The organism is Cupriavidus sp. SHE (assembly GCF_000812445.1).
Classification (GTDB): Bacteria; Pseudomonadota; Gammaproteobacteria; order Burkholderiales; family Burkholderiaceae; genus Cupriavidus; species Cupriavidus metallidurans.
Genome location: NZ_JWMB01000073.1, coordinates 1 through 23756 on the forward strand (window position 1 = coordinate 1; position 23756 = coordinate 23756).

The following is a 23756-nucleotide window of genomic DNA, read 5'->3' on the forward strand; positions in this document are numbered from 1 at the left end:
CTTTGGGGGGCCCCGCCGTTTTTCATGGGTTCGTGGGTAACAGTCTCGCGCTCAGACCAGCACGAGGTTATCGCGATGGATCAACTCGGGCTCGTTCAGATGGCCCAGCACCGACTCGATCTCCGATGACGGCTTGCGTGCGATCAGGCGGGCTTCGGCGCTCGAATAGTTGGTGATGCCGCGCGCCACTTCCTTCCCCTCCGGGCTGGCGCACGCAATAACCTCACCACGGGCGAACTCGCCCTGCACTTCCACCACGCCAATCGGCAGCAGCGACTTGCCACCGCTGGTGAGTTTCTCTACCGCGCCCGCGTCGATGATCACGCGGCCGCGCAATTGCAGGTGATCCGCCATCCACTGCTTGCGCGCCGTCAGACGACCGGTCGGCGCCAGCAGTTGCGTGCCGATGGCCTCGCCGGCAGCCAGCCTGCCCAGCACATCGGCCTCGCGACCCGAGGCGATCGTCGTATGAGCACCAGACTTCGCCGCCCGCTTGGCCGCCAGGATCTTGGTCAGCATGCCGCCTCGGCCAATGGACGAGCCCGCGCCACCGGCCATGGCCTCGAGTTCGGGCGTGCCAGCCAGCGCTTCATGGACGAACTCGGCATTCGGGTCCTTGCGCGGATCAGCGGTGTAGAGCCCTCGCTGGTCGGTCAGGATCACCAATGCGTCGCCTTCGATCAAATTCGTCACCAGCGCGCCGAGCGTATCGTTGTCGCCAAACTTGATTTCGTCGGTGACGACCGTGTCGTTCTCGTTGATGATCGGCACCACGCCGAGCGACAGCAGCGTCAGCAGCGTGGAGCGGGCATTCAGATAGCGCTCGCGATCGGCCAGGTCAGCGTGCGTCAGCAGCACCTGCGCGGTGCGGATGCCATATCGGCCGAACTGGCTTTCGTAGACCTGCGCCAAGCCCATCTGGCCCACTGCGGCAGCGGCCTGCAGTTCGTGGATTTCCTTCGGCCGGCGCGCCCAGCCCAGTCGCTGCATCCCTTCGGCAATCGCGCCTGAGCTGACCAGCACGACTTCCTTGCCCGTGCCACGCAACTTGGCGATCTGTGCTGCCCAGCGCGCGATGGCATCGTGGTCGAGCCCCTTGCCGTCGTTGGTAACCAGACTCGAACCTACTTTGACGACGATGCGTTTTGCCTGGGCGATGACCGATTGCATGGCGGGTCCTGTCTCCGTGGAGCCTTGTTGTAGTGCGTTACGCTTTGCTGTCGTCTCGATCGACGTTATGCAGGCGGTCGTCGAGGCGGATATCGGGCTCGGCCAGCGCGGCGGCTTCCTCTGCCTTGAGCGCGGCGAGATGGTCCTTGATCGCGTAGACCAGCTCGCGGCAGCCCTCGCCGGTCAGGGCCGAGATATGGAACACCGGCCCCTTCCACTTGTAGCGCTTGACGAAATCCTTCACGCGCGCGGCACGTTCCTCTTCCGGAACCACGTCGAGCTTGTTCAGCACCAGCCAGCGCGGCTTGTCGTACAGCGTCTCGTCGTACTTCTTCAGTTCGTTGACGATGGCCTTGGCCTCGGCAACAGGATCGACATTCTCGTCGAACGGTGCGATGTCGACGATATGCAGCAGCAGCCCGGTACGTTGCAGGTGACGCAGGAACTGATGTCCGAGACCGGCGCCTTCGGCGGCGCCTTCGATCAAGCCCGGAATGTCCGCCACGACGAACGACTGCTCATGGTCCACGCGGACCACACCGAGGTTCGGATGGAGCGTCGTAAACGGATAGTCGGCCACCTTCGGACGTGCATTCGACACGTGCGAGATAAACGTCGACTTGCCCGCGTTGGGCATGCCGAGCAGACCGACGTCCGCCAGCACCTTCAGTTCGAGCTTGAGCATGCGGCGCTCGCCCGGCTTGCCGTCGACCTGCTGGCGCGGCGCGCGGTTGGTACTCGACTTGAAGTGGAGGTTACCCCAGCCGCCCATGCCGCCTTCGGCCAGGCAGACCAGCTGGCCGTGCTCGGTCAGGTCGGCAATGACTTCGCCGGTGTCCATGTCGGAGATCAGCGTGCCCACCGGCATCCGCAACGTGACATCTTCGCCCGCCGCGCCGTAGCAATCCGAGCCCCGGCCGTTTTCGCCGTTCCGCGCCACGTGCTTCTTGGCGTAGCGAAAGTCGATCAGCGTATTGATGTTGCGGTCGGCCTGTGCGAACACGCTGCCACCACGGCCGCCGTCACCGCCATCGGGGCCACCGAAGGGCACAAATTTCTCGCGCCGAAACGAAGCGCTTCCGTTGCCGCCATTGCCGGCGATCGCTTCGATACGGGCTTCGTCAATGAACTTCATGTTGGTTTTCCGTGGTGGTTCGGGCTTGTCGCCGCCGGCCCTCGACGGGTCAGCGACATTTTATCTTGGCAGAAAACAAAAAAGCCCCGCAGTCACTGCGGGGCCTTCGTGCTGCAAAGGCTGTATCAGGCCGCCGGAACGACGCTGACTTGCTGCTTCTTGGCAGCGCCCTTGACGGCGAACTGCACGTGGCCGTCCACCAGCGCGAACAGGGTGTGGTCCTTGCCGATACCCACGTTCTCGCCAGCGTGCACGCGCGTGCCGCGTTGACGAACGATGATGCCGCCGGCGTTGATGGCCTGGCCACCGAACACCTTCACGCCCAGACGCTTCGATTCCGAATCACGGCCGTTCCGCGTAGAACCGCCGCCTTTTTTCTGTGCCATGTCTTTACTCCTGTTGACCTATTGCGATTAAGCCTGTGTCCGAGCTGATGCTCAGGCAACGATGGCTTCGATGCGCAGTTCGGTGTAATTCTGACGATGGCCCTGACGCTTCTGGTAGTGCTTGCGACGGCGCATCTTGAAGATCTTCACCTTGTCGTGACGACCCTGGGCGATAACGGTAGCCTTGACGGAAGCCCCGCTCACCAGCGGCGTACCAAATTTGATTTGGTCGCCAGCGCCCACTGCGAGCACCTGGTCCAGCGTGATTTCTGCGCCAATGTCAGCCGGTATCTGTTCTACTTTCAGTTTTTCGCCAGCAGCAACCTTGTATTGCTTGCCGCCGGTTTTTACGACCGCGTACATTGTCGAACCTCTCGATGTTGAGTTGAAACGTTGAATGCTGCCCCGGGAGCCCCGGAACCGGCGCCGTTTCGTGCGCCGCAGACGGTGCGCGTGACAAACGCGACCGAAAGAACCGGTGATTATAAACCAGCCGCCGGAAAACTGCAAAGAAAACAATGAGATAGCCTGCCAGCACACCGCCTGAGACGATCGCGGCACTTCCAGCGCCCGGACGATCAGGTCAGGTCGGCCAGCAGGTACCCGGCCAATGCCGCAAAAGCCACCCACCAGGCGGCGCGACGGACGGGACGACGAGATTCGCGTGACTTGTTCATGGCCGGATTATAGAAGCGAGGCCAGGCAGAAAATTGCGCCACGGCAACATCCCGTCCTGACAATCCCTTCCAGCTTGCTACCCACAACAGCCAAACGCACACCCGCATCGCATATAATCCTCGGGTTTTGCGCAACGGTGATTCATCTTGTCCCAGTCTTCCGCTACTGCCCTGCTTGCCCCGGTCGCTGCCGACATGCGCGCCGTTGACGCAGTCATCCGCCGGCGCCTGTCGTCGGAGGTGCCGCTGATCGAACAGATCGGCGAGTACATCATCGGAGCGGGCGGCAAACGTCTGCGCCCCGTCATCCTGCTGCTTTCCGCACGTGCATTCGACTACGAAGGCCATCGCCACCACGAACTGGCGGCGGTGGTCGAGTTCATCCACACCGCCACGCTCCTGCATGACGACGTGGTCGACGAATCGGAACTGCGCCGGGGCCGCGATACCGCCAATGCGGTGTTCGGCAACGCCGCCAGCGTCCTGGTGGGCGACTTCCTCTATTCGCGCGCCTTCCAGATGATGGTGGAAGCCGGCAGCATGCGCATCATGGAGATCCTCTCCAACGCCACCAACGTGATCGCGGAAGGCGAAGTGCTGCAACTGCTGAATATGCACGACCCCGAAGTCACGGTGGAGCGCTACCTGCAGGTCATCCGCTACAAGACCGCCAAGCTGTTCGAGGCATCGGCCCAACTGGGCGCGGTGCTCGCCGGCGCGGACGCGGAAATGGAAGAAGCCGCAGCGGAGTACGGCCGCCGGATCGGCACCGCGTTCCAGCTGATCGACGATATGCTCGACTACACGGCCAGCGCCGAGCAGATGGGCAAGAACGCGGGCGACGACCTGCGCGAAGGCAAGCCGACACTGCCGCTGCTGCACCTGCTCGAACATGGCACGGCCCAGCAGCGCGAACTGGCGCGCGACGCCATCGTGCAAGGCGGCACCGAGCATTTCGATGCCGTGTTCTCGGCGATCCACGCCAGCGGCGCGCTCGATGTGACGTTCGCAGCCGCCCAGCGTGAAGCGGAGGCCGCGGAGAAGGCCGCCATGCTGTTCCCGGACTCGCCGCTCAAGCAGACGCTGATCGACCTGTGCGCGTTCTCGCTGCAACGGCAAAGCTAAGAGTGGCGCAAAGGCAAAGCTGAGGGCGGCGCAAATCTTCTCGCCCCCTCTTCCCATCCGAAAGAAACGCTGCTAAACTTTTGTTCTTTGCTGCTGACAACGCAAGTTGCTGCGGCAAACCAGAAATCGGGGTGTAGCTTAGCCTGGTAGAGCGCTACGTTCGGGACGTAGAGGCCGGAGGTTCGAATCCTCTCACCCCGACCAGATTTCAAAAAAGCCGGATCCACACACGTGGATCCGGCTTTTTGCTTTGTGGACTACCCCGGCCACAGCACTCTCCACGGCGCCCTTTTTCGCGTCGATTCCCCCGCCCCGCGCAAGTAGGGTTGCGCCGCTGTCGTACAAACGCCAACGCGCGCGCAACCGAGCTTTACAAAAAGTGACCCCAGCGGCAAACTGCCCCGGTCCGGGACACATGCCCCCGCCGATCCCGCCGCAGTCAACCGCGCCGCCGTTCACCAGCCCGAACGCGCGCACCTTGCACAGTATTTCGCCATGACACTAGGCCTCGCGCTTGCCCAGAGCCGGCGGATCGCGCCGGCTCTGCTTGCCCAGTTGGAGCAATCGGCCCGGGAAAAGAAGACGCAGCTGATCGACGAGATCATTGGCAGCGGCACCATGTCCGCCCATGACGTCGCCGTGTTCGCCGCCGACAAGTACCAGCTCCCGCTGCTCGACCTCTCCGAATACAACCTCAGCCGCGTGCCGTCGGCACTCTCGGGCAACCGCGAGTTCCATGCGCACCGGCTCCTGCCGCTGGGCCGTCGGGAAAACCGCCTGATCGTGGCGATGTCCGATCCGGCCAACCAGGCCGGCGTCGACGTGATCCGCCAGAAGTTCAGCCTACCCGTGGAAACGGTCGTCGTCGAACACGACAAGCTGATGAAGCATGTCCGATCTGCCGGCGAGGCACTTGGCACGCTCAAGAACGCCCTGCCGACGCCCACGGCTCAGAAGATGATCGACTATGACCCGGTGGCCGCCGCAAGCGCGCGCAAGGTCCCCGGCGCCAACGACATCGACGACGCGCCAGTGGTCCGCTTCCTGCAGAAGCTGCTGACGGAAGCCTTCCATCGCGGCGCGTCGGACCTTCACTTCGAACCATTCGAGTTCTTCTACCGCATTCGCTTCCGCGTGGACGGCGTGCTGCAGGAAGTCGCGCGGCCACCGCTCGATATCCGCGACAAGATCGCCACGCGTATCAAGGTGCTATCGCGCCTGGACATCTCGGAAAAGCGCGTGCCGCAGGACGGCCGGATGAAGCTGCTGATCTCGATGCCGAAAGACAAGGACGGCAAGGAGACCGTCGACAAGGCGATCGACTTCCGCGTCTCCACGCTGCCCACGTTGTTCGGCGAAAAGATCGTGATGCGGATTCTCGATTCGTCGAGCGACAAGCTCGACATCGACCAACTCGGCTATGAGCCGCAGCAGAAGGCACTGCTGCAGGAAGTGATCAAGCGGCCATACGGGATGGTGCTGGTGACTGGCCCGACCGGCAGCGGCAAGACTGTGTCGCTCTATACGTTCCTGAACATGCTGAACCAGGGCGACATTAATATCTCCACGGCCGAGGACCCGGCCGAAATCCAGTTGCCCGGCATCAACCAGGTCAACGTGAACGACAAGGCCGGCCTGACCTTCGCCGCCGCGCTGAAATCGTTCCTGCGCCAGGATCCCGACGTGATCATGGTCGGCGAAATTCGTGACCTCGAGACGGCCGACATCTCCATCAAGGCCGCGCAGACCGGTCACCTGGTGCTGTCCACGCTGCACACGAACGACGCGCCGACCACGCTGACACGCCTGATGAATATGGGCGTGGCACCGTTCAACATCGCCTCGTCGGTCCTGCTGATCACCGCGCAGCGCCTGGCGCGCCGGCTTTGCACTTGCAAGCGCGAGGGCGACCTGGCGCCGCAGGTGCTGATCGACGCTGGCTTCCAGGAATCAGACCTCGACGGAACATGGAAGCCCTATCACCCGGTGGGCTGCGACCGATGCAGCGGTAGCGGCTACAAGGGGCGATGCGGTATCTACCAGGTCATGCCGATTACCGAAACCATTCAACAGATCATCCTGTCGCACGGCACGGCATTGCAGATTGCTGAACAGGCGCGCAAGGAAGGCGTGCTATCGTTGCGGGAGGCTGGCCTGCTCAAGGTCAAACAGGGCGTCACGTCACTCGAAGAAGTGCTGGCGACCACGAACACGTAAAACAAAGAACAAGTCTCAGGGGTCAAATCATGGCGACGCGCGCACCAGCGGCGGGCGCCCGGACGGCAGCGCCGTCTCGGGCGAAATCAGGGCGGAAGGCACCCACGCAGTACATCTTCGAGTGGGAAGCCAAGGACCGAAAAGGCAAGTCGTTCAAGGGCGAACAACGCGCCGAGAGCCAGTCCGAGGTCACCGCCTCGCTGCGCAAGCAGGGGCTGACCGTCGTCAAGATGAAGAAGCGCAAAGGCGCGCGCGGCAAGAAGATTACCGAGAAGGACATCGCCTACTTCACGCGCCAGCTCTCGACCATGCTCAAGGCGGGTGTGCCGCTGCTGCAGTCGATCGACATCATCGCGCGCGGTCACGCCAACCCGAACTTCACCCAGCTGCTCACTGTCATCCGCTCGGACATCGAATCGGGTAGCAGCATGGCCACGGCGTTCCGCCGACATCCGCAGTACTTCGATACGCTCTACTGCAACCTGATTGACGCTGGCGAACAAGGCGGTATTCTCGATGCGCTGCTCGAACGGCTGTCTCTCTATATGGAGAAGAGCATCGCGTTGAAGGGCCAGATCAAGTCCGCAATGATCTACCCAATCGCCGTGCTGAGCGTGGCCTTTGCCGTGACGGTGATCCTGATGCTGTTCGTGATCCCGGCCTTCAAGGGCGTGTTCTCGAGCTTTGGCGCCTCGCTGCCCGCACCCACGATGGTCGTGATCAACATCTCCGACTTTTTCGTGCAGTACTGGTATCTCGTCATCGGCGCGCCGGTCTTCTCGATCATTGGCTATTTCCGCGCCCGCAAGAAGTCCGAGAAGGTGCAGCGCTGGCACGACAAGGTTCTGCTCAAGCTACCGATCTTCGGCAGCCTGTTCCGCAAAGCGGTGGTCGCGCGCTGGACGCGCACGCTGGCCACGATGTTTGCGGCAGGCACGCCGCTGGTGGAGTCGATGGAATCGGTGGCAGGCGCCGCCGGCAACTGGATCTACTACGACGCCACGCGTGAAATCGAGCAGTCTGTGCGTATCGGTACCAGCCTGACCAACGCCATGCAGGCCACCCACGTGTTCGACAACATGGTGCTGCAGATGACCCAGATCGGTGAGGAATCGGGCGCACTGGACAGCATGTTGCTCAAGGTTGCCGAATTCTACGAGCGCGAGGTCGACGACGCCGTGGCCGCTATCTCGAGCCTGATCGAGCCGCTGATCATCGTGGTGCTTGGGGTGCTGATCGGCGGCATGGTCGTCGCCATGTATCTGCCGATCTTCAAGCTGGGCCAAGTGGTGTAACGCCGGGTGATGTAACGCATGCAAGCTGTCCTGTCATCGCTGGCGGCGTTGCCGCCAGCTTTCCTTATTGTCGCGGCAGGGGTGGTTGGCCTGATGGTCGGCAGTTTCCTCAACGTGGTGATCCATCGTCTGCCGAAGATGATGGAGTACGACGAGGCCAACTACATCGCGGAAATCCGCGACGAACCGCTGCCGCACCCCGAGCGTTATAACCTGATGGTGCCGCGATCCGCGTGCCCGAAGTGCGGCCACCAGATCGCCCCCTGGGAGAATATTCCGGTCATCAGCTACCTGTTCCTGCGTGGCCGCTGCAAGGCCTGCAAGACGCCGATCGGCATCCGCTATCCGCTCGTCGAGCTGGTCACGGCGGCGCTCAGCGCCCTGGCGATGTGGCACTTCGGTCCGACGGCGCAGGCGCTGGCCGCGATCGTGATGATCTGGTCGCTGGTCGCGTTGTTCATGATCGATGCCGACACCCAGCTTCTGCCAGACCAGATCACACTGCCGCTGCTGTGGCTGGGCCTGCTGCTGAACCTGCAGGGCCTGTTCGCGCCGCTGGCGGATGCCGTCATCGGCGCTGCGGCGGGCTACCTGCTGCTGTGGAGCGTCTATTGGCTCTACAAGCTCGTGCGGGGCCGCGAGGGCATGGGCCACGGCGATTTCAAGTTGATGGCGGCGCTTGGCGCATGGTTCGGCTGGCAGGCACTGCCCGCGCTGATCCTGATGTCGTCGGTTGTCGGCGCCGTACTTGGCGGCGCGATGCTGGTCTTCCGCCGCAAGAGTAGTGACACGGCCTTCCCGTTTGGCCCGTACATCGTCGGTGCCGGGCTGATCGTGCTGTTCTTTGGCGCGGACGTATTACCGCTGACGTTGGTGGCCGGACACTAGCCGACAATCGGCGGCTGCAAGCAAAGCTGGTATCGTTGGCGACATTCACGACTGACTGACACCCTGTTCCATGCTGGAAATCGGACTGACCGGCGGTATCGGCTCCGGCAAGACCCGCGTTGCGGACATGTTCGCCGCGCTCGGCGCCGCGTTGATCGATACCGACCTCATCGCCCACGAGATCACCGCGCCGGGCGGCCCCGCCATCGCACCGCTCGTCGCGGCATTCGGCCCCGGATGCCTGCGCCAGGATGGTGCGATGGATCGCGACGCGATGCGGGCACTTGTCTTCTCCGACCCATCGGCCAAGACCCGGCTCGAGGGCATCACCCATCCGCTGATTCGCCAGGCCACCGAAGCGCGGGCCACCGCCATCCGCGAAGCGGGCCACAACCCGTACCTGATCTACGTGGTACCGCTGCTCGTCGAATCGAGTACCTGGCGCGCGCGAGTCGGCCGCGTGCTCGTGGTCGATTGCCAGGAGGAAACCCAGATCGCCCGCGTGATGGCCCGCAATGGATTCACGCGCGATCAGGTACTGGCGATCATGCGACGGCAGGCCACACGCGCCGAACGCATGGCCGTGGCCGACGACCTGATCGACAACGACGGGCCACCCGAAGCGCTGGACGCGCAAGTCACGAAGCTCGATGCGCTATATCGCTCGCTTTCGGATACATCTGGAAACACATCCGAAAACGCGGCGCATCCGTGACATCCCCCATGCCCGATAGAGGCAGATTCGATTTGTCCTCGGGCCCTGACTCGCATAGAATGCGCTGAAACATGCCGGCAAATATGCGCGGTGTGACGAGTTCCGGCCAGGAACTCCACCCAGGCGCGAGTTGTCTTTGCATGGGCGAAAGCGGCACGGACAGCGCCAGAGCGCCTTCCCGACTGAAACGACCGCCAACCGGCGCGCAGCACGGACACCGACTTGATCCTGTACGAATATCCTTTCAACGAACGCATCAGGACACTCCTGCGCCTGGAGGACCTGTTCGATCGGCTGGATTATTTCCTCGGGCAGGAACATCCGCTTCAGCATCACGTCGCCATCACCACGATTTTCGAGATCATCGACGTAGCGGGACGTGCCGACCTCAAGACCGACCTGATCAAGGAACTCGAGCGCCAGCGCCAGGCCCTGGCGCCGCTGCGCTCCAATCCGCAGATTGATCAGGATGCGCTGGTCGCGGTGATTACCGAAATCGAGCAAGGCATTGCAGCGCTCAGCCAGACCGTCGGTAAGGCCGGCCAGTTGCTGGCCGACAATGAATGGCTGACCAGCATCCGCAGCCGCGCGATCATCCCCGGTGGCACCTGCGAGTTCGATCTGCCAGCGTACTACGCCTGGCAGCATCGCGACGCCGATGATCGCCGCGCCGACATCCTCAAATGGGCACGCCCACTAGCCTCGCTGCGCATGGGCGCCGGCATCGTGCTGCGCCTGCTGCGCGAGTCCGGCCAGAGCGGCAAGGTCATTGCGACCGGTGGCAGCTATCAGCAGATGCTGTCTGGCCGCAGCTACCAGCTCATGCAGGTGTACCTGGACGAATCGCTGCTGGCCTTCATCCCCGAGATGAGCGCCAACAAGTACATGCTCTGGGTACGGTTCACGCAGCAGGATGGCGACATGCGGCCCCGATCGGTGGATGCCGATATCCCCTTCCTGCTTAAGCTCTGTAACTTCTGAAGTCTCCGATGCCAGCCGTCGTCAAATGCCCCACCTGCGGCAAGGAAGTTGCCTGGGTGCCGGATAACAAGTTCCGTCCGTTCTGCTCGGAACGCTGCAAGCAGATCGACCTGGGCGCCTGGGCGTCCGAGAAGTATGTGATCGGTGGCAAGCCGGGCGAGACGCCGTCGCCGGACCTGCCGGAAGACGCCGAAGACTGATCGGATCGCTGCGCCCCTCTCGCGCCAGGCGAAAGAGGGGAACCTGCGATAGCCGCGATATTGCCGAGTGCTACGGCCGGCCGGGCTAACGTGCAGCCAGCACCCGACGGCTGAATCCCACGCAGACCAGCACGAACACGGCCAGTCCCAGCCACTGCGCCGTAGTGCCAAACCCCTCGCCCACCAGTGCCAGCGGCGCCTCCTTGCCCGAGAGGCCGATCACCGCGGCCAGCGCAACGCCGACCAGGCTTTCACCCACGATCAGGCCCGAAGCAAGCAGCGTCCCGCGCCGCTCGGCATGGGCCAGCACCGTGGGCACATCGTCGCCACGCGCCTCGGCGCGCTTGCGCTCCGTGCGCAGCAACCACCACGACAACACCGCGCCCACCACCAGCGCCGAACTGATCGTCGGCGGCAGGTAGATGCCGATACCGACTGCCAGTACGGGCAGCCGCGCCACGCCACCGCGATGGCGCAGCACTTCGTCAATCGCGATCAGCACAACACCCAGCGCCACGCCAATCAGGATCATTGTCCAGTTGAGCTTGTGCGTGAAAATGCCCGTAGCGATCGCGGTCATCAACGTGGCCTGCGGAGCGGCCAGCGCCTGATTCGGGTCCATGTCGGCCCGGGGCAAGGCGCCGGCAAAGCCGTACGCGTGATAGAGCAGTTCGAGCACCGGCGGAATCACGGCGGCACCCACGGCGCAGCCGATCAGCAGCGCCACCTGTTGGCGCCACGGCGTGGCGCCAACCAGCCAGCCAGTCTTGAGATCCTGCAGGTTGTCATTCGAGATCGAGGCCACCGCCACGACAGCCGAGGTCGTGAAGATCGCCAGCGCAATCGCGTATTTGCCGCCCTCGGGCGTGTCGAGCAGGCCGTCCAGCGTGCCGATGCCAAGAATCAGCAGCGACACCAGGATCACAGCGATGATGCCGATGCCCGAGATCGGGCTGGCTGACGACCCCACCAGACCAGCCATATAGCCACATGCGGCAGCCACCAGGAAGCCGAACACGAAGGCGAACAGCACGGCACAGCCAACCAGACGCCAGGTGGCGCCGGTATCGAGCGGCGCCGGGGCAAGGAAGTATCCAAACGTCACTGCCAGCACCACCAGCAGGACCAGCGTGAGGACGCCGATCCAGGCCATCGGCAAGTCGCGTTGCGTGCGCGGCACCGCGCCACCCTCTCCCGGAGCGCCGGCACGGAGGGCACCCATCGATGCACGCACGCCTTCCACCATCGGCTTGAACAGCGTGCCGAGCGTCCAGATCGCCGCGATACCGATCGTGCCCGCGCCGATGAAGCGCGCTTGCGTGCTCCACACTGCGGTACCGAAGCTGGACAGCGTGGCCCCCGCCGGCATCGGTGTGATGGCGGTCAGCCACGGCACCGCGATGCCCCAGGTCAGGAACAGGCCCAGCAACATGGCCAGCCCGCCGACGATACCGACCAGATAGCCGGCGCCCACCAGCGCGAGCGAGAAACCCATCGAGAGGCGCACCACAGATGCGCCGACGGCCAGCCAGGCATTGGCCCCTTCGGCCAGAACCCGGAAACCACCTGCGGCAATGCTGAACAGGCCCGCAGCAACGCCACCTGCAACGAGGTCACCAAGCCCGGTCTCCTGTTTTCCATTGCCCTTATCCTGGCTCGCGCTCCCCACTCGCAGGATCTCGGCGGCGGCCACCCCTTCCGGATACGGCAGATCGCTGTGCACCACCATCGCGTGGCGCAGCGGGATGCTAAAGATCACACCGAGCATGCCACCCGCCGCGCAGATCGCCAGCGTCTGCCAGAACGGGAATCCCTGCCAGTGCCCCAGCATGACCAGGCCCGGCAGGATGAAGATGATCGACGACAGCGTGCCAGCAGCGGACGCCTGCGTCTGCACCATGTTGTTCTCGAGGATGTTCGCGCCCGGAAACAGCCGAAGCACGGCCATCGAGATCACGGCAGCAGGAATCGCCGAGGAGAATGTCAGGCCGACCTTGAGGCCGAGGTAGATATTGGAGGCGGTGAACACCACCGTGATCAGGGCGCCGAGGATGATGCCCCGCAGCGTCAGTTCGGGCAGAGAGACAGCGTCATCGATACGATCGACACGTTGCATTGAGCCTCCTGTGAGTGGTTGAAAAAAATTGCCCGGCAAGAGCCGGGCATCGATTTCAGCTTGCGCGGGATTCTTCCGCCAGCCAGTCGACGACTGGGATCGTCGCCGGCAGGAGCGGCCCCACCGACACGGGCACTGTCTGCCAGGAAAATGCCTGGCCCTCCCGCCCGACCGGATCGCCACGCCATTCCGTGATCTTGCGGAAATACAGGCGCACATAGGCATGAGGGTAATCATGCTCCAGCGTGTGCCAGTGTTCGCTTCTCACGATGTCGAGGCCGAGTTCTTCGTGCAGCTCGCGCGCCAGTGCCGCCTCAACTGATTCGCCGGGCTCGAGCTTGCCGCCCGGAAACTCCCAGTAGCCCTCGTACGGCTTGCCCGCAGGACGCTGCGCCAGCAGAAACTTGCCGTCCGCCTGGATCATCACGCCGACTGCCACTTCCGTGACCTTGCGCGTCTGCCCGTCGGCGGTCTTCGCCGTGTCCGCCTGACCGCTCATGCCTTGCTGCCTGAATCAGTCGAGGGGTCGGCCACGAACGGCTTGCCATGCTTGCCGCCCCAGTCGCGCGCGAACTGCCACGCCACGCGCCCGGAGCGCGAACCGCGCTCGAGAGCCCAAACCAGCGCATCGCCGCGCGCAGCCTCGATGTCTGCGGGCGTGCAGCCGAAGTGTCCGAGCCAGTGACCAACGATGGCCAGGTACTCGTCCTGCTTCGGCGGGTAGAACGACAGCCACAAGCCAAAGCGCTCGGACAGCGAGATCTTCTCCTCCACCACTTCTCCCGGATGGATTTCGCCATCGGAGGTGTGCTGGTACGTCTCGTTGTCCTTCATGTACTCGGGCAGCAGATGCCGGCGGTTCGACGTCGCATAGATCAGCACGTTGTCTGACTGCGCGGCCACCGAGCCGTCCAACGCCGACTTGAGCGACTTGTAGCCGGATTCGCCGTCCTCGAACGACAAGTCGTCGCAGAAAATCGCGAAGCGCTCGGGGCGCTGCGCAAGCTGCTCGACGATGTCTCCGAGATCGCCCAGATCATCCTTGTCTACTTCCACCAGGCGCAGCCCGTCGTTCACGAACGCATTCAGGCAAGCCTTGATCAGCGACGACTTGCCGGTGCCACGCGCGCCGGTCAGCAGCACGTTGTTGGCCGGCAGCCGGTTCACGAACTGGCGGGTATTGGCGACGATCGCGTCTTTCTGGCGATCGATGTTCTTCAGATCGCCCAGATGGATCGGCGGCAATTGCCGGATCGCCTGCAGATAGCCGATGTTGCCGAACAGGCTCTGGCGCTTGCGCCAGCGGAACGCTACCGCCTCCTTCCAGTCCGCGTCGGTCAGTTCCGGCGGCAGCCATTGTTCAAGTCGGGCAAGGAAGCCATCGAGGCGGGCAGCGAGGTCAGACATGGGGCGAGTCTTCCAGAATTACGAACTTACGAACGATAGTCGGCGTTGATCGACACGTAGTCATGCGACAGGTCGCAGGTCCACACGGTCGCTTCGGCGTCGCCACGGCCCAACGCGATGCGCACCGTGATCTCCGCCTGCTTCATCACGCGCTGACCGTCTTCCTCGCGATACTCGGGGTTGCGGCCGCCGTCACGCGCGACCCACACGTCATCGAGCCACAGGTTCACGCGATCGACGTCGAGATCGTTGACGCCGGCATAGCCGATAGCGGCGAGGATACGGCCGAGGTTGGGGTCCGAGGCATAGAACGCCGTTTTCACCAGCGGCGAATGGGCCACGGCGTAGGCGATCTGGCGGCACTCGGCCACATTTTTGCCCCCTTCCACACGGATCGTCATCAGCTTGGTGGCGCCTTCGCCATCGCGCACGATCGCCTGCGCGAGTTCCTGAGCCAGCGCCGTCACGGCATCACGCAGCGCCTCGAACGCGGCACCCTCGGCGCGATCGATCGTCACGCCGGCCTTGCCCGAGGCGATCAGCACGAACGAGTCGTTGGTCGACGTATCGCCATCGATCGTGATGCTGTTGAACGAGTGATCGGCGGCGTGCGACACCAGCTTCTGCAGCACCGGCTGCGCCACGGCGGCATCGGTGGCGATAAAGCCGAGCATCGTCGCCATGTTGGGGCGGATCATGCCGGCGCCCTTGCTGATGCCGGAAAGCGTCACGGTCTTGCCGTCGATCTGCACCGTGCGCGAGGCTGCCTTCGGCTGCGTGTCGGTGGTCATGATCGATTCCGCAGCGGCCAGCCAGTTATCGGCACGTGCGTTGGCGATAGCGGTCGGCAGTGCGGCGGTCAGGCGGTCGACCGGAAGCTGTTCCAGGATCACGCCGGTCGAGAACGGCAGCACCTGGTTCGACTGGATGGCCAGCGCCTTGGCCAGCGCATCGCACGTGGCGCGCGCGGCGGCCAGACCCGGTTCCCCGGTGCCGGCGTTGGCATTGCCAGTGTTCACCACGATGGCACGAATGCCAGCGCCCGAGGCGAGATGCTCACGGCAAACCTGCACGGGCGCCGCGCAGAACCGGTTTTGCGTGAACACGCCTGCCACCGTGCTGCCTTCGGCCACGCGGACCACGAGCACGTCCTTGCGATTGGCCTTGCGGATACCGGCTTCGGCCCAGCCGAGCTCGACGCCGGCGACGGATTTCAAGTTTTCTGCCTGGGGCAGGGGCAGGTTCACTGGCATGGTGATTTCCTCAAATTCTCTGATGCACCTGACGAACATGCCCGCTTGACGCAGGGTTCAAGCGGGCATGTGCTGGATGGTTTGGTGATGCGCGCCGTGCGCGCCGATCACCGACCGCGGCGGACTGGCTTCAGCTCAGCTTGCCGTGGCACTGCTTGAACTTCTTGCCCGAACCGCACGGGCACGGGTCGTTGCGGCCAACCTTGGGCATGCCGGCCAGCGCCGCTTCGCCGCCCATCGCGGCCAGCGCCGCGGCGGCCGTGTTACTGCGTGCCGGCTCTGCCTGCTCCACAGGCTCGGCGCCCTCGGCGAACTCCTCATGCTTGTACTGCACGTTCTCGAGGTGCGCCAGGCCTTCCTCGATCTGCTCCGAAGCTTGTTCGAGTTCCTCGGGCGACTGGATATGCACGTTGAACACCACGCGCGTGACTTCGCTCTTGATCACGTCCAGCAGGCGCGCGAACAGTTCGAACGACTCGCGCTTGTACTCCTGCTTCGGATCCTTCTGCGCATAGCCGCGCAGGTGGATGCCCTGGCGCAGGTGGTCCAGCGCGGCCAAGTGCTCGCGCCAGTGCGTGTCGATGCTTTGCAGCATGACCGAGCGCTCGAAGCCGGCGAACGACTCGCGGCCCACTTGCGCCACCTTGGCGTCGTAGTGCTCGCGCGCTGCCTTCAGGATCATGTCCAGCAGCTCTTCATCCTCGATGCTCTGCGCGCCTTCGATGGTCTTCGCCAGCGGCAGCTCCAGACCCCAGTCGTCACGCAGGCGCTGTTCCAGGCCAGCGATGTCCCACTGCTCTTCCATGCTCTCGGCGGGCACGTACTCGCGGAACACCTCGACCAGCACGCTCTCGCGCAGGTTCGCCACCATGTCGCCGACGTCCTGCGATTCGAGTACGTCGTTGCGGAGCTTGTAGATTTCCTTACGCTGGTCGTTGGCAACGTCGTCGTACTGCAGCAGTTGCTTGCGGATGTCGAAGTTGCGGCCTTCGACCTTGCGCTGCGCGGATTCGATCGAGCGCGTGACGATACCGGCTTCGATCGGCTCGCCTTCAGGCATCTTCAGGCGTTCCATGATCGCGCGCACGCGGTCGCCGGCGAAGATACGCAGGAGCTGGTCGTCAAGCGACAGATAGAAGCGCGACGAGCCCGGGTCGCCCTGACGGCCGGCACGGCCGCGAAGCTGGTTGTCGATCCGGCGCGACTCGTGTCGCTCGGTGCCGACGATATGCAGGCCGCCAGCCGCCTTGACCTGATCGTGCAGCGATTGCCATTCATCCTTCAGCTTGGCGATGCGCTCGGCCTTCTCGGCATCGGCCAGGTTGGCATCGGCTTCGATGAAGCCGGCCTGCTTCTCGACGTTGCCGCCCAGCACGATGTCGGTACCGCGACCGGCCATGTTGGTGGCGATCGTGATCATCTTGGGCCGGCCGGCCTGCGCCACGATCTCGGCTTCGCGCGCGTGCTGCTTGGCGTTCAGCACCTGGTGCGGCAGCTTTTCCTTGTTCAGCAGGTCCGACAGATACTCGGACGTCTCGATCGACGTCGTGCCCACCAGCACCGGCTGGCCTCGGTCGTAGCAGTCGCGGATATCGCGCACCACGGCGTCGTAGCGTTCCTTCGACGTCTTGTAGATCTGGTCCTGCAGATCCTTGCGCTGGGCCTGACGGTTGGTCGGGATCACCACGACTTCGAGGCCGTAGATCTCCTGGAACTCGTAGGCTTCCGTGTCGGCCGTGCCGGTCATGCCGGCCAGCTTCTCGTACATGCGGAAGTAGTTCTGGAACGTGATGGTGGCCAGCGTCTGGTTTTCCTGCTGGACGGTCACGCCTTCCTTGGCTTCCACGGCCTGGTGCAGGCCATCGGACCAGCGGCGGCCCGTCATCAGGCGGCCCGTGAATTCGTCGACGATGATGACCTCGTCGTTCTGCACCACATAGTGCTGGTCGCGATGGAACAGGCTCTGCGCGCGCAGGGCGGCGTACAGGTGGTGCATCAGCGTAATGTTCTGAGGCGCGTAGAGCGATTCGCCCTCGCTGATCAGGCCGAGCTGGGACAGGATCTGCTCGGCCTTCTCGTGGCCGGCCTCGGTCAGGTAGACCTGATGGCCCTTCTCGTCCACGTAGTAGTCGCCCGGCTTCTCGACGCCGGTACCGTCGGCCTTCTCCTCGCCGATCTGGCGCTCGAGCAGCTTCGGAATGCCGTTCATGCGCTGGTAGAGATCGGTCTGGTTCTCGGCCTGGCCCGAGATGATCAACGGCGTGCGTGCCTCGTCGATCAGGATCGAGTCCACTTCGTCGACGATCGCGTAGTGCAACGGACGCTGCACGCGCTGCGACGGGTCATAGACCATGTTGTCGCGCAGATAGTCGAAGCCAAACTCGTTGTTGGTGCCATACGTGATGTCCGCGTTGTACGCGATCTGCTTCTGATCGTGTGGCATCTGCGACAGGTTCACGCCCACCGACAGGCCCAGGAAGTTGTACAGGCGCCCCATCCACTCGGCATCGCGCTGCGCCAGGTAGTCGTTGACCGTCACCACGTGCACGCCCTTGCCGGTCAGCGCATTGAGATACACGGCCAGCGTGGCGGTCAGCGTCTTGCCTTCGCCGGTGCGCATTTCGGCAATCTTGTTGTCGTTCAGCACCATGCCGCCGATCATTTGCACGTCGAAGTGACGCATCTTCATGATCCGCTTGCTGGCTTCGCGGCAGACAGCGAAAGCCTCAGGCAGCAGTGCCTCGAGCGACTCGCCGCCGGCATGACGCTGGCGGAATGTCTCGGTCATGCCACGCAACTCGTCGTCCGAGAGCTTCTCGAACTTCGGCTCGAGCGCATTGATCTGCTCGACCGTGCGGCGATATTGTTTGATCAGCCGTTCGTTGCGGCTGCCGAAGACTTTCTTGAGAAGGCCCGTGATCATCGAGTGCTTTCACCTGCGAGCGACCAGCGGCGAACCGGGCAGCCACGCGCGAGGAATGGGTGGATTGGCGCAAAACGCCGAGTTTATCATGTGCCGATGTCCTGACCGGACCGCTGCCAGGCCAGAATCTGCATGGGCGCAACAGGCCCGGGCGATAACCGGGGCCGCCCGTCCGGGACAGGCTGCTGGTGAGGTTGGGACAACCTCACCGACTTCAATGTTCCGCTGCGTGCCCAGGGTTCGACGATCAGCGGATGGCGGTCCGGTTGGTTGGGGAGAGCGCCTCGGCCAAGGGCGCCGGTACGGCCGCGTTCAAAAAGCCATTCGGATTACGTGGCAAACCGTTCACATGGACCTCGAAGTGCAGGTGTGCGCCGGTCGAGCGCCCCGTGCTGCCGACCCGGGCAATCATCTGGCCAGGGCGGACGATATCGCCAGCCCGAACCAGCGACTTCGACGCGTGAGCATACCGGGTCTTGAGTCCGTTACCGTGATCGATATCAATCATGTTGCCGTACTCGTTGTGCCATTCCGCTGCCACCACCACGCCACCTGCGGCCGCCAGGATCGGCGTACCGGTGGGCGCCACGAAGTCCACGCCTTCATGCTGGGAGCGGCGACCGGTGAAAGGATCGATCCGCGTACCGAAGCTGGATCCGTCGTACCCGGTTGCCACGGGAAGCACCCGGGGGATGCGTCGTTCTCTCATCTGACGGTCCATCAACGCGGTCTCGATCACATCGAAGTAGTCGACGCGGTGCTCGGCCTGCTCGCTCAGGCGGGCCAGCTCGGCGCGCAGCTCGGGCAGAGTCAGTTCGGTCGACTGCGCCGGCGCGGCCGGGCCCCCACGGGCTGGGCGATGGCGAAAGTCGAAATCCTGGGGGGCAATTCCAGCCAGACCCGAAACCCGCTCACCAAGAGCATCGAGACGAACCATCTGCGCCTGCAGATCGCCTACGCTCGCGGCAAGCACCGCCAGGTTCTGGCGTAGAAAAGCGTTCTCGCGCGCTTGTCGCGAGACCTCGGGCGACGCTTGGGACCGCGCTACGAGCCAGGTCACCCCTGAAGCGGCGGCGGCAACGAGCGAGCAGAGCGCCAGCATAAGCAGCGCGACGCGCAGGCGCGTGAGATGAAAACGAAGCATCCGCTGCTCGCGCGGATGTAGCACGATGATTTGCATGACCTAACCCCACCCCAGAAGACAGGGCCGCTCTTTCGGCCCCGTGCGCACGCGGGCAAAGGCATCCCGGCTCTCGGACGGGCAAGGATTGCGCGCTAGAATGCGCGCATGCGCATGTTCACCCACCACGCTCACCAGACCCCTGCGGCCAAGCCACTCAATGACTGGCTGGCCAAGGCCGGGCCGGTTTCGGCGCTGATGCAGACCGCGCGGCAACTGGCGTCTCTGGAAGCGGAAGTCCTGTCGCTCCTGCCGCAAGGCATGCGGGCCGGCATCGCCGTGGCCGGCGTCAAGACTGACGACCGGGGACCGCAAACGGAGCGCACACTGTTGTTGCTTGCCGCGCATGGCGCGGCGGCCGCGCGGGTCCGGCAAGTGGTGCCGACCCTGCTTTCCCGGCTGCAACAACGGGGATCGCAGGTTACCGCAATCCGTGTACGGGTACAACCGGAGGTCGGGCGTGGCGATTGGGACACTGGTCCGGTCGAACGCAAGCCGCGAACGGCCAATCTGTCGCCCGCCGGATTGCACAGCATGGACGTGCTGGCGCACAACCTGGAGGCGTCACCGCTAAAGGATGCGGTGGAGGCCTTGCTGGCCCGGCATCGCTGATTCGATCCTCGCCACGCCCGCTCAGGCCCCTTATTAGTAGTTAGTAGCGGCCAGATGCGCGGCCCGGCACCATCCCCCGCAGACAACAAAAAACCCCGCGCTCTTACGAGGCGCGGGGTTTCCGATCGAAGTTTGCTGCCAGTCAGTCGTCAGGCAAATGCCGGCTGAGCCTGTGGCAGGAACGCGACGGGCGCTTCCTCTACCTTGTCGAAGGTCACGAATTCGTAGGCTTCCTGGTCCGCCAGCAGTGCGCGCAGCAACTGATTGTTCATGCCATGGCCAGATTTGTGCGCAACATACGAAGCAATCAGCGGATGGCCGATCACGTACAGGTCGCCGATCGCGTCGAGGATCTTGTGGCGGACGAACTCGTCGCCGTAGCGCAGTTCCTCGTTGTTCAACATGCGGTGCTCGTCGAGCACGATTGCGTTGTCGAGGCTGCCCCCGCGTGCCAGGCCCATCTCGCGCAGTGCCTCCACTTCATGGGCAAAACCGAAAGTACGGGCACGGGCGATTTCACGGACGTAGCTGGTGTCGGCAAAGTCGATCGTGAACGTCTGACCCGTCTTGTCGACAGCGGGATGGCGGAAGTCGATCGTGAAGGCAAGCTTGAAGCCGAAGAACGGCTCCAGGCGAGCCAGCTTGTCGCCATCGCGGACTTCCACGGCTTTCTTCACGCGGATGAAACGCTTGGCCGCAGGCTGCTCTTCCATGCCAGCCGATTGCAGCAGGAACACGAACGATGCCGCGCTGCCGTCCATGATCGGAATTTCCTCGGCGTCGACGTCGACATAAAGATTGTCGACACCCAGGCCGGCGCAGGCCGACATCAGGTGTTCAACGGTCGAAACGCGCGCGCCGTCCTTCTGGAGCACCGATGCCAGGCGGGTATCACCAATGGCAGAAGCCGCCGCGTGGATTTCCACGGCCTCGGGCAGGTCGACGCGGGTAAAGACAATGCCGGTATCGGCCGGAGCCGGGCGCAGGGTCAGCGTCACTTTGCGGCCCGAGTGCAAACCGATACCAACCGTCTTCACCAGGGATTTGATAGTGCGCTGTTTGAGCATGACGGCCTCAACTATTATTAAAAGCTATTGGGCGTAAATCTTGATAACGCGATACTACCATTACTCGGTCTATTGCGCTGCACCACTTTGTTTCGGGGTGTTAGACAACGTCCGAAATGATACGCATAAAGCATTCACGCCCGAACTACCGTGTCAGGCGCGCAACGCCTGCAGCACCCATTCGGCACTGCTGACCTTGAACTCGCCCGGCTCCTCGATGAACAGGTGGGTCACCACACCGTCATCCACGACCATCGCATAGCGTTTGGCGCGGACACCCAGACCACGCTGGCTCAGGTCCTGATCCAGCCCCAGGGCCTTGGCCCATTGCGCGGCGCCGTCACCCATCATCCGGACCTTGCCTGTGGCCTTCTGCTCGCGTCCCCAGGCACCCATCACAAAGGCGTCGTTGACCGAGTGGCACCAGATTTCGTCGACACCGGCGGCACGCAAGGCATCGTACTCCTTGAGATAGCTGGGAACATGCTTCGCGGAGCAAGTCGGGGTAAAGGCGCCGGGCAGGCCGAAGACCACGATCTTGCGGCCCTTGACCAGTTCGGCCACCGAAAACGCATTCGGCCCGAGCGCGCAGCCTTCGGATTCGGTTTCGAAAAATTCGTACAGCGTGGCGTCGGGGACGCGTTGCCCAATGGCGATCATGGGAGATTCCTCCTCTCGGTAGAAACCCTGCCTGCATCATAGGGGCGGATGCCGTTGCAACCAAGCGTCGCATTGGCGAATCCTGGCTTCAGCTATGTCAAGTGCAGGGCAGTCAGCTTGCTGCTCAAACGCCACGCGGCGCGTCTTGTGGACGCGCCGCGCGGACGGGGGCACATCCCGCCGCTGGGAGGCGGGAAACCAGTCCGGGGAGGCGGCCGATGGCCTGCCTGCCCGGCAACGGGATGCGGACGGACTGCTTTCGGCGCGGGCGCGACACGTGCCGGCGCACTGACGGATGGCGTCAGTCCAGGCAATCACCGAGCGGAAAGGGAGCGCTCGGGCGATGCGGAACGGACCAGCGACAACCCGCCAGGCACGCGGCCAACGCCACGGCCCTGCCGGAGCCCAACTCAGTCAGCCTGCTTGCGCAGGAAGGCCGGGATGTCGTACGTATCCACGCCCTTCTCTTGCAGCGCCGCCACGTGGGCGGACGCCGACTCGCGCGAGCTGCGCCACACGGCCGGCGTATCCAGGCCGCTGTAGTCCGGCGATGCATGCGCCGGGGCAGCGGTCAGGCCAGCCATCATCTGCACCGGGATGTTGTCCGTGCCGGTCTTCAGCAGCGTCATCGGCTGCTGCTTCTTGGCCGAACGGCCCAGGCCAGTGGCCACCACGGTCACGCGCAGCGCGTCGCTCATCGAATCGTCGTACACCGTACCGAAGATCACGGTCGCATCCTCCGCGGCGTAGCTGCGGATCGTGTTCATGACTTCCTTGGTTTCCGACAGCTTCAACGAGCGGCTGGCCGTGATGTTGACCAGCACGCCACGCGCGCCGGACAGGTCCACACCTTCGAGCAGCGGGCTAGCCACGGCCTGCTCGGCGGCCAGGCGGGCGCGATCCACGCCGGACACGGTAGCCGTGCCCATCATGGCCTTGCCCTGCTCGCCCATCACCGTCTTCACGTCTTCAAAGTCGACGTTCACGAGACCGTCGACATTGATGATTTCGGCGATGCCAGCGACAGCGTTATGCAGCACGTCATCGGCGCACTGGAAGCACTTGTCCATCTCGGCGTCGTCGCCCATCACTTCGAACAGCTTCTCGTTGAGCACCACGATCAGCGAGTCCACCGACGATTCGAGTTCGCCCGAACCGTGTTCGGCTACCTTGGCACGGCGCGCACCTTCGAAGTCGAACGGCTTGCTGACCACGCCCACGGTCAGGATGCCCATTTCCTTGGCCACCTGCGCCACGATCGGCGCAGCACCGGTACCGGTGCCACCGCCCATGCCGGCAGTGATGAAGACCATGTGCGCGCCGCGCAGGGCGTCGGCGATCTGGTCACGCGCCTGCTCCGCGCAGTTACGGCCAACTTCCGGCTTGGCACCGGCTCCAAGGCCGGTGTTGCCCAGTTGCAGCACGCGCGATGCGGTGGAGCGCTTCAGCGCCTGGGCGTCGGTATTCATGCAAATGAATTCCACACCCTGTACGCCACGGCTGATCATGTGCTGCACGGCATTGCCGCCCGCGCCGCCCACGCCCACCACCTTGATGATGGTGCCGTCCTGAATCTCCGTTTCGATCATGTCAAAGTCCATCACTGCCTCCGAGAAAAATCAGTCCCCAAACGCTGCAGCCTCCCCGCCGCAACCCTTGGTTCCTGAACAAGAAACCATCAAGAACAACTAACCAGTAAAACTGCGAAAAACTGCTCAACGTGCATTTCCGCCATCGCGCTGACGCCAG

21 protein-coding genes and 1 tRNA gene are annotated in these 23756 nt (G+C 63.6%); 9 read left to right on the forward strand and 13 right to left on the reverse strand.

The genetic code is table 11. The annotated features are described in order from the left end of the window. Positions 1 to 51: 51 nt before the first annotated feature. From proB to rplU, 4 genes are all read right to left on the reverse strand, one after another. Positions 52 to 1170, reverse strand: a complete 1119-nt coding sequence (gene proB, locus RN01_RS29440) for a glutamate 5-kinase (protein WP_008647250.1) — start codon at positions 1168 to 1170, stop codon at positions 52 to 54. 37 nt (positions 1171 to 1207) lie between these two features. Continuing rightward, positions 1208 to 2305, reverse strand: a complete 1098-nt coding sequence (gene obgE / locus RN01_RS29445) for a GTPase ObgE (protein ID WP_008647251.1) — start codon at positions 2303 to 2305, stop codon at positions 1208 to 1210. A gap of 125 nt (positions 2306 to 2430) precedes the next feature. After that, a complete protein-coding gene (gene rpmA, locus RN01_RS29450; protein ID WP_008647258.1) occupies positions 2431 to 2691 on the reverse strand; it encodes a 50S ribosomal protein L27 in 261 nt (86 codons plus the stop codon). A 51-nt stretch (positions 2692 to 2742) separates the two neighbouring features. Then, the gene (rplU, locus tag RN01_RS29455; protein WP_008647259.1) at positions 2743 to 3054 is read right to left on the reverse strand and encodes a 50S ribosomal protein L21; all 312 of its coding nucleotides are present in this window, start codon (positions 3052 to 3054) and stop codon (positions 2743 to 2745) included. Between the two features lie 509 nt (positions 3055 to 3563). Here rplU and ispB point away from each other — a divergent pair. The 8 genes from ispB (at position 3564) to RN01_RS29495 (ending at position 10789) form a co-directional block, all read left to right on the forward strand. After that, positions 3564 to 4493 (forward strand): octaprenyl diphosphate synthase, encoded by a 930-nt coding sequence (ispB, locus tag RN01_RS29460; RefSeq protein WP_017514705.1) that lies wholly within the window; start codon positions 3564 to 3566, stop codon positions 4491 to 4493. Positions 4494 to 4620: 127 nt separating this feature from the next. Next, positions 4621 to 4697 (forward strand) — tRNA-Pro (locus tag RN01_RS29465). A gap of 291 nt (positions 4698 to 4988) precedes the next feature. Beyond that, the gene (gene pilB / locus RN01_RS29470) at positions 4989 to 6710 is read left to right on the forward strand and encodes a type IV-A pilus assembly ATPase PilB (protein WP_024570928.1); all 1722 of its coding nucleotides are present in this window, start codon (positions 4989 to 4991) and stop codon (positions 6708 to 6710) included. Positions 6711 to 6739: 29 nt separating this feature from the next. Then, the gene (locus RN01_RS29475; protein WP_017515802.1) at positions 6740 to 8005 is read left to right on the forward strand and encodes a type II secretion system F family protein; all 1266 of its coding nucleotides are present in this window, start codon (positions 6740 to 6742) and stop codon (positions 8003 to 8005) included. 18 nt (positions 8006 to 8023) lie between these two features. After that, positions 8024 to 8893, forward strand: coding sequence for an A24 family peptidase (locus RN01_RS29480; RefSeq protein WP_024570929.1), 870 nt, complete (start codon positions 8024 to 8026; stop codon positions 8891 to 8893). Positions 8894 to 8963: 70 nt separating this feature from the next. Continuing rightward, positions 8964 to 9608, forward strand: a complete 645-nt coding sequence (gene coaE / locus RN01_RS29485) for a dephospho-CoA kinase (RefSeq protein ID WP_017515849.1) — start codon at positions 8964 to 8966, stop codon at positions 9606 to 9608. Between the two features lie 222 nt (positions 9609 to 9830). Next, a complete protein-coding gene (zapD, locus tag RN01_RS29490) occupies positions 9831 to 10589 on the forward strand; it encodes a cell division protein ZapD (RefSeq protein WP_008650332.1) in 759 nt (252 codons plus the stop codon). Positions 10590 to 10597: 8 nt separating this feature from the next. Beyond that, positions 10598 to 10789 carry a DNA gyrase inhibitor YacG gene (locus tag RN01_RS29495; RefSeq protein WP_008650330.1) on the forward strand — a complete coding sequence of 64 codons (192 nt, stop codon included), beginning with the start codon at positions 10598 to 10600 and terminating at the stop codon, positions 10787 to 10789. Positions 10790 to 10874: 85 nt separating this feature from the next. Here RN01_RS29495 and RN01_RS29500 read toward each other — a convergent pair whose 3' ends face one another. The 6 genes from RN01_RS29500 to RN01_RS29525 form a co-directional block, all read right to left on the reverse strand. Continuing rightward, positions 10875 to 12905, reverse strand: a complete 2031-nt coding sequence (locus RN01_RS29500) for an OPT family oligopeptide transporter (RefSeq protein WP_017514217.1) — start codon at positions 12903 to 12905, stop codon at positions 10875 to 10877. Between the two features lie 55 nt (positions 12906 to 12960). Next, positions 12961 to 13404 carry an NUDIX domain-containing protein gene (locus tag RN01_RS29505; protein WP_017514216.1) on the reverse strand — a complete coding sequence of 148 codons (444 nt, stop codon included), beginning with the start codon at positions 13402 to 13404 and terminating at the stop codon, positions 12961 to 12963. Next, a complete protein-coding gene (locus RN01_RS29510; RefSeq protein ID WP_017514215.1) occupies positions 13401 to 14312 on the reverse strand; it encodes an ATP-binding protein in 912 nt (303 codons plus the stop codon). The genes RN01_RS29505 and RN01_RS29510 overlap by 4 nt, the downstream gene beginning before the upstream one ends. Before the next feature lie 26 nt (positions 14313 to 14338). Next, a complete protein-coding gene (argJ, locus tag RN01_RS29515) occupies positions 14339 to 15565 on the reverse strand; it encodes a bifunctional glutamate N-acetyltransferase/amino-acid acetyltransferase ArgJ (protein WP_024570930.1) in 1227 nt (408 codons plus the stop codon). Between the two features lie 130 nt (positions 15566 to 15695). Then, the gene (gene secA, locus RN01_RS29520) at positions 15696 to 18488 is read right to left on the reverse strand and encodes a preprotein translocase subunit SecA (protein ID WP_017514674.1); all 2793 of its coding nucleotides are present in this window, start codon (positions 18486 to 18488) and stop codon (positions 15696 to 15698) included. Between the two features lie 247 nt (positions 18489 to 18735). Further along, positions 18736 to 19668, reverse strand: coding sequence for a M23 family metallopeptidase (locus tag RN01_RS29525; protein ID WP_017514675.1), 933 nt, complete (start codon positions 19666 to 19668; stop codon positions 18736 to 18738). Between the two features lie 108 nt (positions 19669 to 19776). On the opposite strand from RN01_RS29525, the gene RN01_RS29530 reads away from it, so the two are divergent. After that, a complete protein-coding gene (locus tag RN01_RS29530) occupies positions 19777 to 20280 on the forward strand; it encodes a DciA family protein (RefSeq protein WP_024570931.1) in 504 nt (167 codons plus the stop codon). Between the two features lie 149 nt (positions 20281 to 20429). On the opposite strand, the gene lpxC is transcribed toward RN01_RS29530, so the two are convergent. From lpxC to ftsZ, 3 genes are all read right to left on the reverse strand, one after another. After that, positions 20430 to 21347 carry a UDP-3-O-acyl-N-acetylglucosamine deacetylase gene (gene lpxC / locus RN01_RS29535; RefSeq protein WP_008650320.1) on the reverse strand — a complete coding sequence of 306 codons (918 nt, stop codon included), beginning with the start codon at positions 21345 to 21347 and terminating at the stop codon, positions 20430 to 20432. 153 nt (positions 21348 to 21500) lie between these two features. After that, a complete protein-coding gene (locus tag RN01_RS29540; RefSeq protein ID WP_017511638.1) occupies positions 21501 to 22007 on the reverse strand; it encodes a peroxiredoxin in 507 nt (168 codons plus the stop codon). A 410-nt stretch (positions 22008 to 22417) separates the two neighbouring features. Then, complete coding sequence (gene ftsZ, locus RN01_RS29545; RefSeq protein WP_008650317.1) at positions 22418 to 23608, reverse strand: cell division protein FtsZ; 1191 nt, start codon at positions 23606 to 23608, stop codon at positions 22418 to 22420. Between the last annotated feature and the right edge of the window lie 148 nt (positions 23609 to 23756).

Excerpts from the sequence above, each read along its gene's own strand:
- proB (WP_008647250.1), bottom strand. The coding sequence starts at position 1,170 with ATGCAATCGGTCATCGCCCAGGCAAAACGCATCGTCGTCAAAGTAGGT.
- obgE (WP_008647251.1), bottom strand. The coding sequence starts at position 2,305 with ATGAAGTTCATTGACGAAGCCCGTATCGAAGCGATCGCCGGCAATGGC.
- rpmA (WP_008647258.1), bottom strand. The coding sequence starts at position 2,691 with ATGGCACAGAAAAAAGGCGGCGGTTCTACGCGGAACGGCCGTGATTCG.
- rplU (WP_008647259.1), bottom strand. The coding sequence starts at position 3,054 with ATGTACGCGGTCGTAAAAACCGGCGGCAAGCAATACAAGGTTGCTGCT.
- ispB (WP_017514705.1), top strand. The coding sequence starts at position 3,564 with ATGCGCGCCGTTGACGCAGTCATCCGCCGGCGCCTGTCGTCGGAGGTG.
- pilB (WP_024570928.1), top strand. The coding sequence starts at position 4,989 with ATGACACTAGGCCTCGCGCTTGCCCAGAGCCGGCGGATCGCGCCGGCT.
- RN01_RS29475 (WP_017515802.1), top strand. The coding sequence starts at position 6,740 with ATGGCGACGCGCGCACCAGCGGCGGGCGCCCGGACGGCAGCGCCGTCT.
- RN01_RS29480 (WP_024570929.1), top strand. The coding sequence starts at position 8,024 with ATGCAAGCTGTCCTGTCATCGCTGGCGGCGTTGCCGCCAGCTTTCCTT.
- coaE (WP_017515849.1), top strand. The coding sequence starts at position 8,964 with ATGCTGGAAATCGGACTGACCGGCGGTATCGGCTCCGGCAAGACCCGC.
- RN01_RS29495 (WP_008650330.1), top strand. The coding sequence starts at position 10,598 with ATGCCAGCCGTCGTCAAATGCCCCACCTGCGGCAAGGAAGTTGCCTGG.
- RN01_RS29500 (WP_017514217.1), bottom strand. The coding sequence starts at position 12,905 with ATGCAACGTGTCGATCGTATCGATGACGCTGTCTCTCTGCCCGAACTG.
- RN01_RS29505 (WP_017514216.1), bottom strand. The coding sequence starts at position 13,404 with ATGAGCGGTCAGGCGGACACGGCGAAGACCGCCGACGGGCAGACGCGC.
- RN01_RS29510 (WP_017514215.1), bottom strand. The coding sequence starts at position 14,312 with ATGTCTGACCTCGCTGCCCGCCTCGATGGCTTCCTTGCCCGACTTGAA.
- argJ (WP_024570930.1), bottom strand. The coding sequence starts at position 15,565 with ATGCCAGTGAACCTGCCCCTGCCCCAGGCAGAAAACTTGAAATCCGTC.
- secA (WP_017514674.1), bottom strand. The coding sequence starts at position 18,488 with ATGATCACGGGCCTTCTCAAGAAAGTCTTCGGCAGCCGCAACGAACGG.
- RN01_RS29525 (WP_017514675.1), bottom strand. The coding sequence starts at position 19,668 with ATGCAAATCATCGTGCTACATCCGCGCGAGCAGCGGATGCTTCGTTTT.
- RN01_RS29530 (WP_024570931.1), top strand. The coding sequence starts at position 19,777 with ATGCGCATGTTCACCCACCACGCTCACCAGACCCCTGCGGCCAAGCCA.
- lpxC (WP_008650320.1), bottom strand. The coding sequence starts at position 21,347 with ATGCTCAAACAGCGCACTATCAAATCCCTGGTGAAGACGGTTGGTATC.
- RN01_RS29540 (WP_017511638.1), bottom strand. The coding sequence starts at position 22,007 with ATGATCGCCATTGGGCAACGCGTCCCCGACGCCACGCTGTACGAATTT.
- ftsZ (WP_008650317.1), bottom strand. The coding sequence starts at position 23,608 with ATGGACTTTGACATGATCGAAACGGAGATTCAGGACGGCACCATCATC.